At 57.5% G+C, this 14306-nt stretch carries 12 protein-coding genes; 9 read left to right on the top strand and 3 right to left on the bottom strand.

The genetic code is table 11. The features are described from left to right. Positions 1-135: 135 nt before the first annotated feature. Together DBR02_RS17635 and mntS are read right to left on the bottom strand one after the other, a co-directional pair. Positions 136-1719, bottom strand: a complete 1584-nt coding sequence (locus DBR02_RS17635; RefSeq protein WP_107534979.1) for a phosphoethanolamine transferase — start codon at positions 1717-1719, stop codon at positions 136-138. Positions 1720-1988: 269 nt separating this feature from the next. Then, a complete protein-coding gene (gene mntS / locus DBR02_RS17640; protein WP_063449276.1) occupies positions 1989-2117 on the bottom strand; it encodes a manganase accumulation protein MntS in 129 nt (42 codons plus the stop codon). Between the two features lie 183 nt (positions 2118-2300). Between mntS and mntR the strand changes: the two genes are divergently transcribed. The 6 genes from mntR (at position 2301) to DBR02_RS17670 (ending at position 9310) form a co-directional block, all read left to right on the top strand. Continuing rightward, positions 2301-2774, top strand: coding sequence for a manganese-binding transcriptional regulator MntR (mntR, locus tag DBR02_RS17645; protein ID WP_063449275.1), 474 nt, complete (start codon positions 2301-2303; stop codon positions 2772-2774). Beyond that, positions 2771-3880, top strand: coding sequence for an anion transporter (locus DBR02_RS17650; RefSeq protein ID WP_107534980.1), 1110 nt, complete (start codon positions 2771-2773; stop codon positions 3878-3880). Before mntR ends, DBR02_RS17650 begins: the two co-directional genes overlap by 4 nt. A 101-nt stretch (positions 3881-3981) precedes the next feature. Beyond that, positions 3982-5076: an HlyD family secretion protein gene (locus DBR02_RS17655; protein ID WP_063866179.1), complete on the top strand. Its 1095-nt coding sequence runs from the start codon at positions 3982-3984 to the stop codon at positions 5074-5076. Beyond that, complete coding sequence (locus tag DBR02_RS17660) at positions 5073-6644, top strand: DHA2 family efflux MFS transporter permease subunit (RefSeq protein WP_063866180.1); 1572 nt, start codon at positions 5073-5075, stop codon at positions 6642-6644. The genes DBR02_RS17655 and DBR02_RS17660 overlap by 4 nt, the downstream gene beginning before the upstream one ends. Beyond that, on the top strand, positions 6644-8167 hold the full coding sequence (locus DBR02_RS17665; protein WP_107534981.1) for an efflux transporter outer membrane subunit: 1524 nt from the start codon (positions 6644-6646) through the stop codon (positions 8165-8167). The genes DBR02_RS17660 and DBR02_RS17665 overlap by 1 nt, the downstream gene beginning before the upstream one ends. Positions 8168-8269: 102 nt before the next feature. Then, positions 8270-9310, top strand: coding sequence for an aldo/keto reductase (locus DBR02_RS17670; RefSeq protein ID WP_107534982.1), 1041 nt, complete (start codon positions 8270-8272; stop codon positions 9308-9310). A gap of 99 nt (positions 9311-9409) precedes the next feature. On the opposite strand, the gene DBR02_RS17675 is transcribed toward DBR02_RS17670, so the two are convergent. Further along, positions 9410-10513, bottom strand: a complete 1104-nt coding sequence (locus DBR02_RS17675; RefSeq protein ID WP_107534983.1) for a succinylglutamate desuccinylase/aspartoacylase family protein — start codon at positions 10511-10513, stop codon at positions 9410-9412. Between the two features lie 300 nt (positions 10514-10813). Between DBR02_RS17675 and DBR02_RS17680 the strand changes: the two genes are divergently transcribed. Genes DBR02_RS17680 through DBR02_RS17690 form a run of 3 tightly spaced genes read left to right on the top strand, consistent with a single transcriptional unit; the run spans position 10814 to position 14296 of the window. After that, the gene (locus DBR02_RS17680) at positions 10814-12190 is read left to right on the top strand and encodes a glycoside hydrolase family 1 protein (RefSeq protein ID WP_107534984.1); all 1377 of its coding nucleotides are present in this window, start codon (positions 10814-10816) and stop codon (positions 12188-12190) included. Positions 12191-12241: 51 nt separating this feature from the next. Beyond that, positions 12242-13564, top strand: a complete 1323-nt coding sequence (locus DBR02_RS17685) for a PTS sugar transporter subunit IIC (RefSeq protein ID WP_107534985.1) — start codon at positions 12242-12244, stop codon at positions 13562-13564. 15 nt (positions 13565-13579) lie between these two features. Beyond that, positions 13580-14296: a GntR family transcriptional regulator gene (locus DBR02_RS17690; RefSeq protein ID WP_063866189.1), complete on the top strand. Its 717-nt coding sequence runs from the start codon at positions 13580-13582 to the stop codon at positions 14294-14296. The last annotated feature ends 10 nt before the right edge of the window (positions 14297-14306 follow it).

Consider the following 14306-nt stretch of genomic DNA (forward strand, 5'->3'; position numbering starts at 1 on the left):
TCCGCCCTTTGAGGCGGATTTTTTTTATGGAAGATAAAGCAAAACGGCAACCAGAGGTTGCCGTTTTTAGTGTTTGTGCCTCTTCCGGTAGGAGAGGCCAGTGTGAAGGCATCAGATCGCACGGAACGGCAGAGATCACTTACTCTTAATATCGAAAATATCCGTTCCCAGATGGTTATAGTCGACTTTCTGTAACTTAAAGTTGGTAATGTACACTGGCGGGCCCTTCTTCCCGGAGATAAACGGGTAATCATTTTTTATCTCTTTCGCCTTAATCCCCGTCCACTGGGAGAAGAATTTCAGGAAATCGTTCGCGGAACGACGCGCTTTGATGATGCGATGCGTTTTGTCATCACTCGACAGCACCATAAACGGTACCTGGAAGTTCTGCTGGAATTTGTCATCGTGGGCCAGATACTGCACCTCTTTTCCGCGCTCCTTAAACGCCAGACCGTGGTCAGAGAAATAGACCATTGAGAAGCTGTCGCCGCTGTTGCGCAGCTGTGCGTACAGCTTGCTGAGCAGATCGTCGGTTTGCGTCATGGTGTAGAGGTAGCAGGAGGTCTCTTTCGACTGCACGAAATCTGCGTATTTTCCCTTCGTGCGGTCGCAGGCTTGCGGATGGGAACCCATCAGATGCAGAACAATCAGCTGCGGCTGGGTGCGCTGGGTGGCAAAAACCTGCGCGGTCATTTTCAACAGCGCTTCATCTTGCGTATTTTTGTCCGCTTCGAAGTCACCGCTTTTCAGGAACTGTACCTCGTCGGCACGCTTCGCGATGCTGGCAATGGCGGTATCATATTCGCCAATCTGCCCCTGGTTGGAGAACCACCACGTCTGAAAACCGGCCCGGTTGGCCAGGGTGACAAAATTATCCTGAAACTGCGGTTTTCCATCCACGACGCGGTTGAGCGTCAGACCGAGAGATTTTTGCGTTGAGCCGCTGGCCGCCACGTAGTCGGTAAACAGCGTACCGTTGACGGCGCTGGCAAACGGCGTGTTATCCCAGTGACCGCCAAACGCGCCGAGCGCATCGCGACGCGCGCTTTCACCGATCACCACCACGTAGGTGTGATACTTCGGTTTTACCGCCAGCACGTTCCAGGTGTCTTTCATTGTGGAAAGCTCGGCCATACGCGCCTGCTCGTCGAGCACTTCCTCGTTATTCACCACCACGTCTTTAACGAAGCGAAACACCGGATAACCGGTATCTTTCAGCTTAAACACGCCGCCCCAGGCCAGGTTTTGTACCGGCGCGACAAAAAACGTCACCACGCTAAAGGCCAGGCACAGGCTTTCAACTTTACCCCACCGCTTTTTCTCGACGGGCTTACGACGAACCGCCATCACGCCCAGGGCAAAAATGAAAAGGCCAACCACGTAGTTGTACCACGGGAAGATCGTGAGGATCTCCGTGGACTCTTCCATATTGGTGGAGTGTAGCGCCAGCAGGGTATTAAAGTTCGGCGCGCCATAGGCCTGGCCAAACGGAAAATAGGCGGCAGCAACCAGAGAACAAATCCCGATAAGCACTTTTTGCACGCGCGGCACGCTTTGCCACAGCAGGTGAAGGATGCAGGTGAATCCGACGGCATAAAGCAGGCTGAAGGGGTAGCCAAGGGCAAAGTTAATCAGCAGCGATTGCAAAAAATAGAATCCCGTCCACGGGCTTAAGGCCCGGCTGCGGGTAACAAGTGTATCAATCAGGGTTACGTTCATAGATCGCTATCACGAAAACGCCATGTGCTCACCCTGGCGCCAAGGGTCAAAGCCTGCCTGACTGTGCGTGAAAAGGGAATGAGGGGTCCGCTTCAGCGAGCCGCAAAGGATGCAGGGCTGCAAGAAGATAGTGCGAGCGTGAAGTAAGGTCAACAGTTGCTAAACAGATGTTTTGCGAAGGGGGCTGCAAATCCGCAAAAATAATCGGGAAAAGGACAGTGTGCCGGAGAAAAATGACGGGAAAATGAAGCGGCGTACCGCGACGCCGCTTAGTGGGAAGATTTGTCGTCCTGCTGCGGTTTGGTGGTAAACATATCGCACAGCATGTTCACCAGCATCAGGCGCACTTTAAAAGGAGAGTGGGTAAACACGTTCATACACCTCTTGAATTCATTCATAAGACCTCCTGATTCATGATCCCTTCGATCCGTGAAGGGTGACTGCATTACATACAGATATAGCACAGGCTATATTGTATAGCTATGGCTAATTCGTTAATTTTTTGTGCTTGTAGAGCTATGGTTTACAATGTGCGCTCCGTTACAGGGCGCTGGAAGCGTCAACCCCATTGAGGAAGCACAATGAACCGTCGCGCAGGTAAGCCAACAACAAAAAAAACGACGCAACTGGTGAACGTTGAAGAGCATGTGGAAGGCTTCCGTCAGGTGCGTGAGGCGCACCGCCGGGAACTGATTGATGATTATGTAGAGCTGATCTCCGACCTGATCCGTGAGGTGGGCGAAGCGCGCCAGGTCGATATGGCCGCCCGGCTGGGGGTGTCTCAGCCAACGGTGGCCAAAATGTTAAAACGTCTGGCGTCGGTAGGGCTGATCGAAATGATCCCCTGGCGTGGGGTGTTTCTTACCGCTGAAGGCGAAAAGCTGGCGCAGGAGAGCCGCGAGCGCCATCAGATCGTCGAGAACTTTTTACTGGTGCTGGGCGTCAGCCCGGACATTGCCCGTCGGGACGCCGAAGGGATGGAACACCACGTCAGCGAAGAGACGCTGGTGAAGTTCCGCGAATTTACGCTCAAATACGGTCCCTCCGCTGAATGAACATTCCCGGTTTGCAGGCCCTGAAACGCGATCGCTTTTTCCATCTTTTACTCATCATTGGCGTTGGGCTCAGCGTCTTTGTGCCCTTCAGGCCGCAGGCCTGGCCCGCGGCAATAGACTGGCGCACCATTATTACCCTGAGCGGTTTGATGATGCTCACCAAAGGCGTTGAGCTGAGCGGCTATTTTGACGTGCTGGGGCGCAAAATGGTGCGCCGCTTTGCCACCGAGCGCAAGCTGGCCCTGTTCATGGTCTTTTCGGCGGCGCTGCTGTCGACGTTTCTCACTAACGACGTGGCGCTGTTCATTGTGGTGCCGCTGACGCTTACGCTGCGTAAGCTGTGCGAAATACCGGTTACCCGCCTGATTATTTTTGAAGCGCTGGCCGTCAATGCGGGTTCGCTGCTTACGCCGATCGGTAACCCGCAGAACATTCTGCTGTGGGGACGCTCGGGCCTGTCGTTTACCGCGTTTACCGGGCAGATGGCGCCGTTGGCGCTGGCGATCGTGGCGACGCTGCTGGTGGTCTGCTGGTTTGCCTTCCCCAATAAAACGTTGCAGTACCACAGCGGTACAGCCGGCCCCCAGTGGCAGCCGCGTCTCGTCTGGAGCTGCCTGGGGCTGTATATCGTTTTCCTCACCGCGCTGGAGCTAAACCAGGCGCTGGTGGGCGCGCTGCTAGTAGCGTGCGGTTTCCTGTTCCTCGCCCGGCGGGTGCTGGTGAGCGTCGACTGGACGCTGCTGCTGGTGTTTATGGCGATGTTTATTGACGTGCACCTGCTGGTTCAGCTTCCGGCATTGCAGAACGTTCTCCAGAGCGTCAGCGGTCTGTCGCAGCCGGGATTATGGCTAACGGCGATTGGTCTTTCGCAGGTAATCAGTAACGTGCCGTCCACCATTTTACTGCTTAACTATGTCCCCCCTACGGTGCTGCTGGCGTGGGCGGTCAACGTCGGTGGCTTTGGGCTGCTGCCCGGCTCGCTGGCAAACCTTATCGCCCTGCGCATGGCCAACGATCGCCGCATCTGGTGGCGCTTCCATCTATGGTCAATCCCGATGCTGCTCTGGTCAGCGGCTATCGGTTTCGGACTATTCCTTCTCATATAGTGCGCAATTTGTCAGTTTTTCCTGGCAAATGTATAGCAACGTCCTAGCTTTAGTGAACGGCATAGTGTGATGCCGCTCACTGACAGGACCGTTGCTGAACTATGGCAGAAGAACAAAATCCACCTGCTGACGAGCAGGATAAAAACAATAACGAGCGCAAGCGTCCGGGCAAAAAACCGTTAATTATCCTCGGCATTGTGGTCATCGTGATGGTGATTGTGGCGCTGGTCTGGTGGTTTTTAACCCGCAACGAAGAGACCACCGACGACGCCTTTACCGACGGCGACGTGGTGACCATTGCCCCTAAAACGGCGGGCTACGTAACTGAACTTCGCGTGCGGGATAACCAGCGCGTGAAGAAAGGGGACGTGCTGGTGGTGATCGATCCTCGCGATACCACCGCCCAGCGCGATCAGGCTCAGGCCCAGCTTGGGCTGGCGCTGGCGCAGCTGCATCAGGCCCAGGCGCAGCTGGCGCTCTCAAAAGTGCAATACCCCGCCCAGCGCGATGAAGCCAAAGCCCAGGTACTGAAAGCGCAGGCGGATATGGCCAACGCGCAGGCGGAGTACCGCCGTCAGCGCGGCGTTGACCCGCGCGCGACGACGCAACAAAGTATCGATTCCGCCAACGCTCAGCTGCGCAGCGCCCAGGCGGGTCTTGCCAGCGCGCAGGCACAGCTGGAAGTGGCGGAGCAGGTTCAGCTGCAAATCCGCCAGCAGGAAACGAATGTTGAAGCCCGCGAACGGCAGGTCGATCAGGCCAGGGCGCAGCTGGAAACCGCCAACCTGAACCTCTCCTATACCGAAGTCCGCGCCCCGTTCGACGGTTTTGTCACTAAGCGCAACGTCCAGCCCGGTACGCTGGTGCAGGCGGGCACGGCGCTGTTCTCGCTGGTCTCCCCGAACGTGTGGGTGGTGGCGAACTTCAAGGAGTCGCAGCTTGAGCGCATGAAGCCGGGCGATAAAGTGACGGTATCCGTCGATGCCTGGCCGGATATGGCGCTGGAAGGCCATATTGACAGCATCCAGCAGGGCAGCGGCTCGCGCTTCTCCGCCTTCCCGTCGGAAAACGCCACCGGTAACTTTGTGAAGATCGTGCAGCGCGTGCCGGTGAAAATCGTCATTGATAAAGGGCTGGATCCGAACAAGCCGTTGCCGCTTGGGCTGTCGGTTGAACCGAAGGTCACCGTGGAATGACGGACAGCAGCCACGAAAACTGGAAGCCCGCCAGTAACCCGTGGGCGGTGGCGATTGTGGTCACCCTGGCGGTGTTTATGGAGATTCTGGACACCACCATCGTCAACGTGGCGCTGCCGCACGTGGCGGGGTCGCTCTCGGCAAGCTACGACGAATCCACCTGGGTGCTGACCAGCTACCTGGTGGCGAACGGCATCGTGCTGCCGATCTCAGCCTTCCTGAGCCGGCTGTTTGGCCGCAAGCAGTTCTTCCTGATCTGCATTGTGATGTTCACCATCTGCTCGTTCCTGTGCGGCATCGCCACCGAGCTTTGGCAAATCATCCTGTTCCGCGTGATGCAGGGCTTCTTCGGCGGCGGGTTGCAGCCCACGCAGCAGTCGGTGCTGCTCGACTACTTCAAGCCGGAGGACAGGGGCAAAGCCTTTGGCCTCTCCTCCATTGCGATTATCGTCGCGCCGGTGCTCGGCCCGACGCTGGGGGGCTGGATCACCGATAATTACTCCTGGCGCTGGGTGTTCTTCATCAATATTCCGGTGGGGATCGTGACGGTGCTGGCCATCTACCAGCTGCTGGAAGATCCGCCGTGGGAGAAAAAGTCGGAAGAGAAGCTCACCGTCGACTGGACGGGGATCGGCCTGATCGCCCTCGGCCTTGGCTGTTTGCAGGTGATGCTCGACCGGGGCGAAGATGATGACTGGTTCTATTCGAACTTTATCCGCACCTTCGCGGTACTGACCCTGATCGGCATTATTGGCGCGATCTACTGGCTGATGTATGCCAAAAAGCCGGTGGTGGATCTGCACTGCATGAAGGATCGCAACTTTGCGATCTCCAGCCTGCTGATGGCGGGGATGGCGATGATCCTGTACGGCAGCTCGGTGGTGATCCCGCAGCTGGCACAGCAGGATTTGGGCTATACCGCCACCTGGTCCGGTCTGGTGCTGTCGCCCGGCGCGGTGCTGATTGTGCTGACTATTCCGCTGGTGCTGAAGCTGATGCCGGTGGTGCAGACGCGCTGGATCATCGCCTTTGGCTTTACCTGCCTGGCGGTGTCGTTCTTCTGGTCCCGCACTCTGACCCCGGACATCGATTTCGAGACGCTGGTTCTGTTCCGCAGCGCCCAGTCGATTGGGCTGGGGTTCCTGTTTGTGCCGCTCACCACCATCGCCTTTATTTCGATCCCAAGGCGGCTCAACGCCGACGCGGCGGCGCTGTTTACCATGTTCCGCAACGTGGCCGGCTCGATTGGCATTTCGCTGTCGACGGCGGCAATCACCGAGCGCTCGCAGGCGCACAGCGCGCACCTGGCCTACCACGCTTCGCCGTTTAACGAGCAGTTCCAGCTGGCAATACGCGAAAGTGCGCAGGCGATCCAGAACTTCACCACTCAGGTGGGTGACCCGACCGGCATTGCCACCGGGCGGATGTACCAGACGATGATCGAGCAGTCGCGCTTCTTGGCCTACATCGACGTCTTCACCATTCTGAGCGCGGTGGCCTTCTTACTGATTCCGTTTTGTTTGTTGCTCTCGCCGGTTAAGAGCGAGGGGAGTGCAGGAGCACACTGATGATACACAGACGTTTACACCCCCTGATGATAATGATGCTGCTGGTGGGCTGCGCCGTCGGGCCGGACTACCAGCCACCCGCGCCGCCCGCCACCACACACTGGAACGATAAGGGCGACAGCGCGGTGAAATCGCAAACGTCTTCCGCCGCCACTAACCCGCGCTGGTGGAAAACCTTCGGCTCGCCGCAGCTCGACAGCCTGGTTGAGCGCGCCATCGCCGGGAATCTGACGCTACAGCAAACGGTATTGCGCATTGCCGGTGCGCGCGAACAGATTAACCAGGCGGGCGGGGCGTTTTTCCCGTCGGTGAATGGCAATGTGCAGGCAACGCGCCAGCAGCTTGGGCTGGAAGGGGAGCTAAAATCCCACGGCGTGTACGACCAGCTGAATAATGTCGATCCGCAGCTGCGAAGCGCGCTTGGCCCGCTGACGCAGCCGATCAATCTTTACCAGGGCAGCTTTGACGCCCAGTGGGAAATCGACCTCTGGGGCAAGGTTCGCCGTCAGGTGGAAGCCGCTGAAGCACAGCAGAAAGCCGCCATCGAACAGCGTAACGATGCGCTGGTGTCGCTGGAGGCCGAAGTGGCGCGGGCGTGGCTACAGCTGCGCGGGGCGCAGAGCATCATCGCCACGCTTAATACGCAAATTGAGAGCGCGCAGCAGACGCTGGATCTGACCGAAAGCCGCCAGCGCGGCGGGCTGTCGCCGCAGATGGACGTGGAAAACGCCCGGGCGCAGCTGGGTAATCTTGAAGCCCAGCTACCGCAGTATCAGGCCCAGGAACGCCAGGCGATGAACGGGCTGGCGATCCTGCTCGGTAAACCGCCGGGAGCGCTGGACGCCGAGCTGCAATCAGCGCAGCCGATGCTCGCGCTGCCGGATATCGTACAGACCGGCATTCCGTCGACGCTGGCCCGCCGCCGTCCCGACGTGCGTGAAGCAGAGGCGAACCTCCACGCCGCCACGGCGCAGATTGGCGTCTCGGTGGCTGAACTGTTCCCGAGCTTCACCCTCTCCGGACAGTTTGGCCTGCGCAACAGCGAATCCGGCTGGCTGACCGACTGGAGCAGCCACTTCTACAGCTTCGGCCCGCAGGTTACCATTCCGATTTTCCAGGGCGGTCGGCTGGTCTCCAGCGTCAAGGTGGCGCGCGCGCAGCAGGGCGCGGCGGTGCTGGACTATCGCCAGACGGTGCTGACGGCGCTCGGCGATGTCGAAAACGCGCTGGTGAGCTATCGCACCGATCAGCAGCGTGAGGCGGGTCTGGCGAAAACCATCGACGCATTGCAAAACGCCTTTGATCTCGCCAGCGACAGCTACCGGCAGGGGATCGCCAGCTTTATCGACGTGCTGGACGCCCAGCGTCAGCTGGCCCAGGCCGAACAGCAGCGCGCGCAGGCGCAGGTGCAAAGCGCGCTTGACCTGGTAGCGCTTTATAAAGCCCTCGGCGGCGGCTGGGAGCCGTATCAGCAGGTGCGACTGCCGGATTATGCTGTCTTTGGCGACGCTCCGCGCGGATAAATTCAGAGAAATGGGCAAGAAACGGACAGGAACGCCACATTCGCGAGGGCAGAGGGGCGGGTATAACTGACAGACACCCAAACGACATGCGAGGAATGACTTATGCGTTATCAAAAACTGGGCAATACCGGGCTGTTTGTTTCTGAACTGTGCCTCGGCACCATGACCTTCGGGGGTGAAGGCGGCATGTGGGGCAAGATTGGTCAGCTACAGCAGAGTGAGGCCGAGCAGCTGGTGGGCCGCGCGCTGGATGCCGGGATTAACTTCATCGACACCGCCGACGTTTACTCGGAAGGGCGTTCGGAGGAGATTACCGGGCAGGCGCTGAAGAACCTGAAAATTCCGCGCGAAAACGTGGTGGTTGCCACCAAGGTGTTTGGTGAAACCGGCACTGCGGAGGTGAACTCGCGCGGTAGCTCGCGGTATCACATCATCAGCAGCGTGAAGGAGAGCCTGCGCCGCTTGCAGCTGGATCATATCGATCTCTATCAGCTTCACGGCTTTGACCCGGCAACGCCTGTTGAAGAGACGCTCTACGCACTGGATAACCTGGTGCAGCATGGTCACGTGCGCTACATCGGCGTCTCGAACTGGGCGGCGTGGCAGATAGCCAAAGCGCTGGGCATTTCCGAGCGTCTGGGGCTGGCGCGTTTTGCGTCGTTGCAGGCGTACTACACCATCGCCGGACGCGACCTTGAGCGCGAGCTGGTGCCAATGATGCAGAGCGAAGGCGTCGGACTGATGGTCTGGAGCCCTCTGGCGGGCGGTCTGCTGAGCGGAAAATACGATCGGGACGGGCAGAGCGCGACCGGTGGTCGTCGTCTGGCGTTCGACTTCCCGCCGGTAAATAAAGACCGCGCCTTCGACTGCGTGGACGTTATGCGCAAGATTGCCGGGAGCAAGGGCGTCTCTGTCGCACAAATCGCCCTGGCGTGGCTGTTGCACCAGAAAGCGGTGACCAGCGTCATTATTGGTGCGAAACGCGTCGATCAGCTTGACGATAACATTGCCGCTACCGGGATCCGCTTAAGCGAAGACGAGCTTAAGCAGCTGGATGCCGTCAGCGCGCTGCCGCGTGAATATCCGGGCTGGATGCTGGAGCGGCAGGGGGAGTATCGTCGCAATCAGCTTGCGCAACAATAACGCTGCTCATCCCCGGCGGCGCTTCGCCTGCCGGGGATGATATCGAAGAAAATGACGATAAGCTGCTTTTGCCGATTCAACGTCGGGCTCTGCCGTTAATCAGCAACCGTCTTTGCAGGTTGCCGCTGGGTTTTGCTCAAGGATCCTTACCAGCAGGGCTCGGGGTTCTCTTATGACATCTGTTCCAATTGCCAGTACTTTGCCGTCCCGTTCTGCTGAATACTTCGCGACAACATCACCGAATGCATTTCGCTGGAGGGCGACCTGTTGTCCTGCTTTGACCATATCGCCGGGTTTAACGAAAACTTCCGCAAACCCACCCGTGGTTGCGCGTATTGAACTGATAGCATTACCAATATACGTTTTATTGCTGCTGGCGGTTGCGCCGATTTTGCCTTCAATAATCCTGTAATGGATCAGGACATTGAGAGCGCCTTCTACACCCCGGGCAATCATATCCTGCTGGTAAATCCTCGGCTCTCCCGTCTCGGCTGTTATCGCCGGGATACCATTTTGAATAAAGGTGGTTTCCACTGAGCCTGCTTCGCCGGGATCTTTCTTAATTTGATCTGCCGGAAAAAGTTCCGCAATAGTCCGGGCATCTGCATTTCGATAGTCGGCATAAATGAACAGAGGATAAGCCGTTCCGGTAGACTGGGTGTGATAGTCAATCGCCAGGTCCACATTTCCCTTGTAAACGTTATTCCACATCATCCATGCCTGACGCTCAGGAGGGTTACCCGTTTCTTTTCCGGGATGCACGCGGTTGTAGTCAATCGTCTCACCCCCATCTGTTGAAACAGACCATGTCCGGGAGACCCTTTCAAGACCAGAACGGTTTGGGCCAATAATGCCAATAACGCTTCCTTTCATTTTCGCGGGGTCCAGTTGTTCCATCACTTTTTGTACGATGCGCACGCCATTTAGTTCATCCCCGTGGACGCCCGCCTGAAGCAGAACTTTCTTCCCGTCCGTTTTACCTTTTGCCACCATGATGGGGACATACCAGCGCTGTCCCGTTCCTGTCTCAACCCCCTCGAACATGAAGCGATGTTGTCCTGCTGTCAGGTCTGATACATCCAGAGTAGAGATCACCGGCACTCCTTGCACCTTATCACCCGTATACACCGTTGCCGCGTGAGTCATTGAGCCTGGCAACGCTAAGCTGAGAGCGAATGCGATACGGCGAGTAGATATCTTCATGAGCGTCATTTTCCATTTGATAGGGTTGAGATTTTTATTTTTTGGCCTGGGCCGTGGTTCGTGCGCATTAAGTTAATAATGATTTTATGAGGCCAGCCAGTGGCACGAGCGGGAAATGTGATTCTGCATAGGCTTACGCTCCGGCCTCAGTAACAGGGTTTGCGCGATTCATTTTTCCTGCCCGGCGGCTTCTTTCCGACACTCCTCACAAAAAACGATCCTCCCCTTTGATCGAAATTTCATCTTCGCCTATATGACTAGTCATGAGATTTTAAATGACTAGTCATATAGGGAGAGAGCATGAACAATTCACTGCCAGCCAACTTTTTATGGGGCAACTCGGTGTCCAGCATGCAGACGGAAGGGGCCTGGAACGAGGGCGGGAAGGGGATGTCGGTGTACGACATTCGTGAGGCCGGGGAAAACGTCTCCGACTGGAAGGTGGCGACAGACTCCTACCACCGCTACCGGGAAGATTTCGACCTGATGCAGGATCTGGGCATGAACTGCTACCGTTTCCAGATCTCCTGGAGCCGCGTCTGCCCGCTGGGTGACGGCGAGTTCAACGACGAAGGCATCGCATTTTACGACCGCTTTATTGACGATCTCATCGCCCGCGGCATTGAGCCGATGGTCTGCCTCTACCACTTCGATATGCCGCTGGCGCTGGCGCAGGAGTACAACGGCTTCAACGATCGCCGCGTGGTGGAGGCCTTTATCCGCTACGGCAAAAAGATGATCGACTGCTTCGGGGACCGGGTGAAGTACTGGCTGACCTTCAACGAGCAGAACATTTTCCATATGCCGGAAGCGTTCCGCATTTCCGGCTATATGAAGGGCGAGAAGACTCTGCGCGAGCTGTATGAGCTTCAGCACCATGCGATGGTGGCGCACATGTCGCTGACCGAATACCTGCACCAGACGAAACCGGGCCAGCTAATGGGCGGCATGCTGGCGCACCAGCTGATTTATCCGGCCACCTGCAAGCCGCGCGATATCTTCTGCGCCCAGCAGTACGACGAATTCCTCAACCAGAACCTGCTGCGCGTCTTCGCAGGCCAGGGCTACAGCCCGGCGGTGATGGCGGTGGTGGAGCAGGAGGGCTTTGGTGATATCTATCGCGCCGACGATCTCGCCCTGTTCGCGCGCACGAAGAACGACTTTATGGCCTTCAGCTACTACGCCAGCAAAACGCTGGACAGCGATGCGATCCCGGAAGGCACGCCGGTCAACGATTACCTGCTGCACGGCGAGAAAAATAACCCGTACCTGAAGGCCACCGAGTGGAACTGGCAGATCGATCCGCTGGGCTTTCGCACCATCATCACCCGCTATGCCAACGACTGGCGGATGCCGGTCTTCCCGATTGAAAACGGCATAGGCGTGATTGAGTCCTGGGACGGGGTCAACCCGATTGAGGATACCTACCGCATCGACTACCACCGGGCGCATATCGAGGCCATGAAGGACGCGATGTTCGAGGATGGCGCAGAGGTCATGGGCTACCTCGGCTGGGGACTGATTGACATTCTCAGCTCGCAGGGCGACATGCGCAAGCGCTACGGCGTGGTCTACGTCAACCGTGAGAATCACGACCTGAAAGACCTGAAGCGCGTGCCGAAGAAGAGCTACGCGTGGTTCAAACAGGTTATCCATACCAACGGACGCGAGATGTAAGCCGTACGCTGCCGGGCCGTTTTTGTGACTGATTGATGGGACCTATCCGCTATGTCTGAAACAAAAATAACACCGCACATGCAGTCTTTTGTCGATAAGTTTGTTGAGTTCTCGGCGCGCCTGGCAAACCAGGTGCACCTGCGCTCCCTGCGCGATGCCTTCGCCACGGTGATGCCGATTTTCATCCTCGCCGGTCTGGCGGTGCTGGTGAACAACGTGGTGTTCCCGTGGATTTTTGAGGGCGACACGCTCACACAGTTTAAGGTGTGGGGTGAGGCGATCGTCAACGGCACGCTGAACATCGCCGCGCTGCTGCTGGCCCCGATGATTGCCTGGTCGCTGGCGCGCAACAAAGATTTCGACAATCCGGTCTCGGCAGTGGTTATCGCCGTCAGCAGCTTTATCATCATGATGCCGATGCGCTTACAGATTACGCCCGTCGGCAGCGAGGCCACGGTGAACGTCACCCAGGTGCTGACGTTCGCCAATATCGGCTCTACCGGGATTTTCGCCGGGGTACTGATTGGCCTGCTCTCCACCGAACTGTTCATCGCCATTTCGCGGCTGAAGGCGCTGCACATTTCGCTGGGGGAAAACGTGCCTCCGGCGGTGAGCAAATCCTTTACCGCGCTGATCCCGACCATTCTCACGCTGTCGCTGTTTGCGGTGCTGGCGGCACTGCTGGCTAACGTGCTGCACACGGATCTGATCCACCTCATTACGACCTTTATCCAGCAGCCGCTGCGGCTGATCAACACCAGCCTGCCGGGGACGATTTTCATCTACAGCTTCGGCAACTTCCTGTTCACGCTCGGCATTCATCAGTCGGTGGTCAACAGCGTGGTGCTGGAGCCGTTCCTGCTGATCAACACCAACGAGAACATGCTGGCCTTCGCCAACGGACAACCGATCCCGCACATCATCAACAACATCTTTGTGCCGACGTTTGGCATGGTGGGCGGTACGGGCAGCACGATCTCGCTGCTGATCGCCATCTTTATCTTCTCGCGGCAACAATCGGCGAAGCAGGTGGCGCGTCTGTCGCTGGCGCCTGGTTTATTCAACATCAACGAGCCGGTCATTTTCGGCCTGCCGATCGTCTTTAACCTGCCGCTGATGATCCCGTTTGTGCTGCTGCCCGCCATCGGCATTTATTTTGCGTGGCTCTGTACCACGCTGGGGCTGATGTCGCGCTGTGTGGTGATGATCCCGTGGACCACGCCGCCGATCCTCAGCGCCTGGCTGGCGACGGCGGGGGACTGGCGCGCCGTGGTGGTGCAGTTGGCAATCATTGTATTTGGTGTATTCTTCTACCTGCCTTTCCTCAAGGTGGCCGAGAGAGTGGCGCTGAAGAACAGCGGGACAGAAAACTAATCAGAAGGAAGGACGATGGCGGCGAAGTACATCACCATAGCGCGGGAAATCAAAAAACGCATCATCAGCCAGCAGTACGCCGCCAATGAACCGCTGCCGGACCAGTTTGCGCTGGCGGCGGAGTTCAGTACCAGCCGGATGACCATTCAGCAGGCGATGCGCCAGCTGATCGTCGAAGGGCTGGTCTATACGCGTCAGGGGCAGGGCACCTTCATTCGCAAAAACTTTCTCCAGCTATCGCAGTGGGATCTCTCCGGCAGCGACTACTTCGGGGCCACCAAAACCTGGGAGCATTTAGGCACGGTGACGAGCAAGGTGGTGCATTTCGAGCTGCGCTTCCCGAACGAGAAAGAGCAGGCGTCGCTGATGATAAACCCGGATGCGCCGATCTATGACTTCATCCGCCTGCGCTTGCTGAACGGTGAGCCCATGTCTCTGGACGCCACGGTGATGCCGCTCAATCTGGTGCCTGGCCTGAACAAAGCCCATCTTGAAAGTTCGGTGTTCCAGTACGTTCAGGAGACGCTGGGGCTGAAGATCATGGGGTCATATCGGGTGGTGCGGGCACTGAAGCCCAGTGCGCTGGATATGCAGCATCTGATCTGCGAGCAAACCGATCCGGTGCTGGAGGTGGAGCAGGTGATCTATCTGGAGGACGGCACGCCGCTGGAGTACGCCCACTGCCATTATCGCTACGATCATGGCGGCATTGTTATCGTAAATAACGGATAAAAAAAAGCGG

The sequence above is a fragment of the Enterobacter cloacae complex sp. genome, from assembly GCF_900322725.1.
Taxonomy (GTDB): domain Bacteria; phylum Pseudomonadota; class Gammaproteobacteria; order Enterobacterales; family Enterobacteriaceae; genus Enterobacter; species Enterobacter quasihormaechei.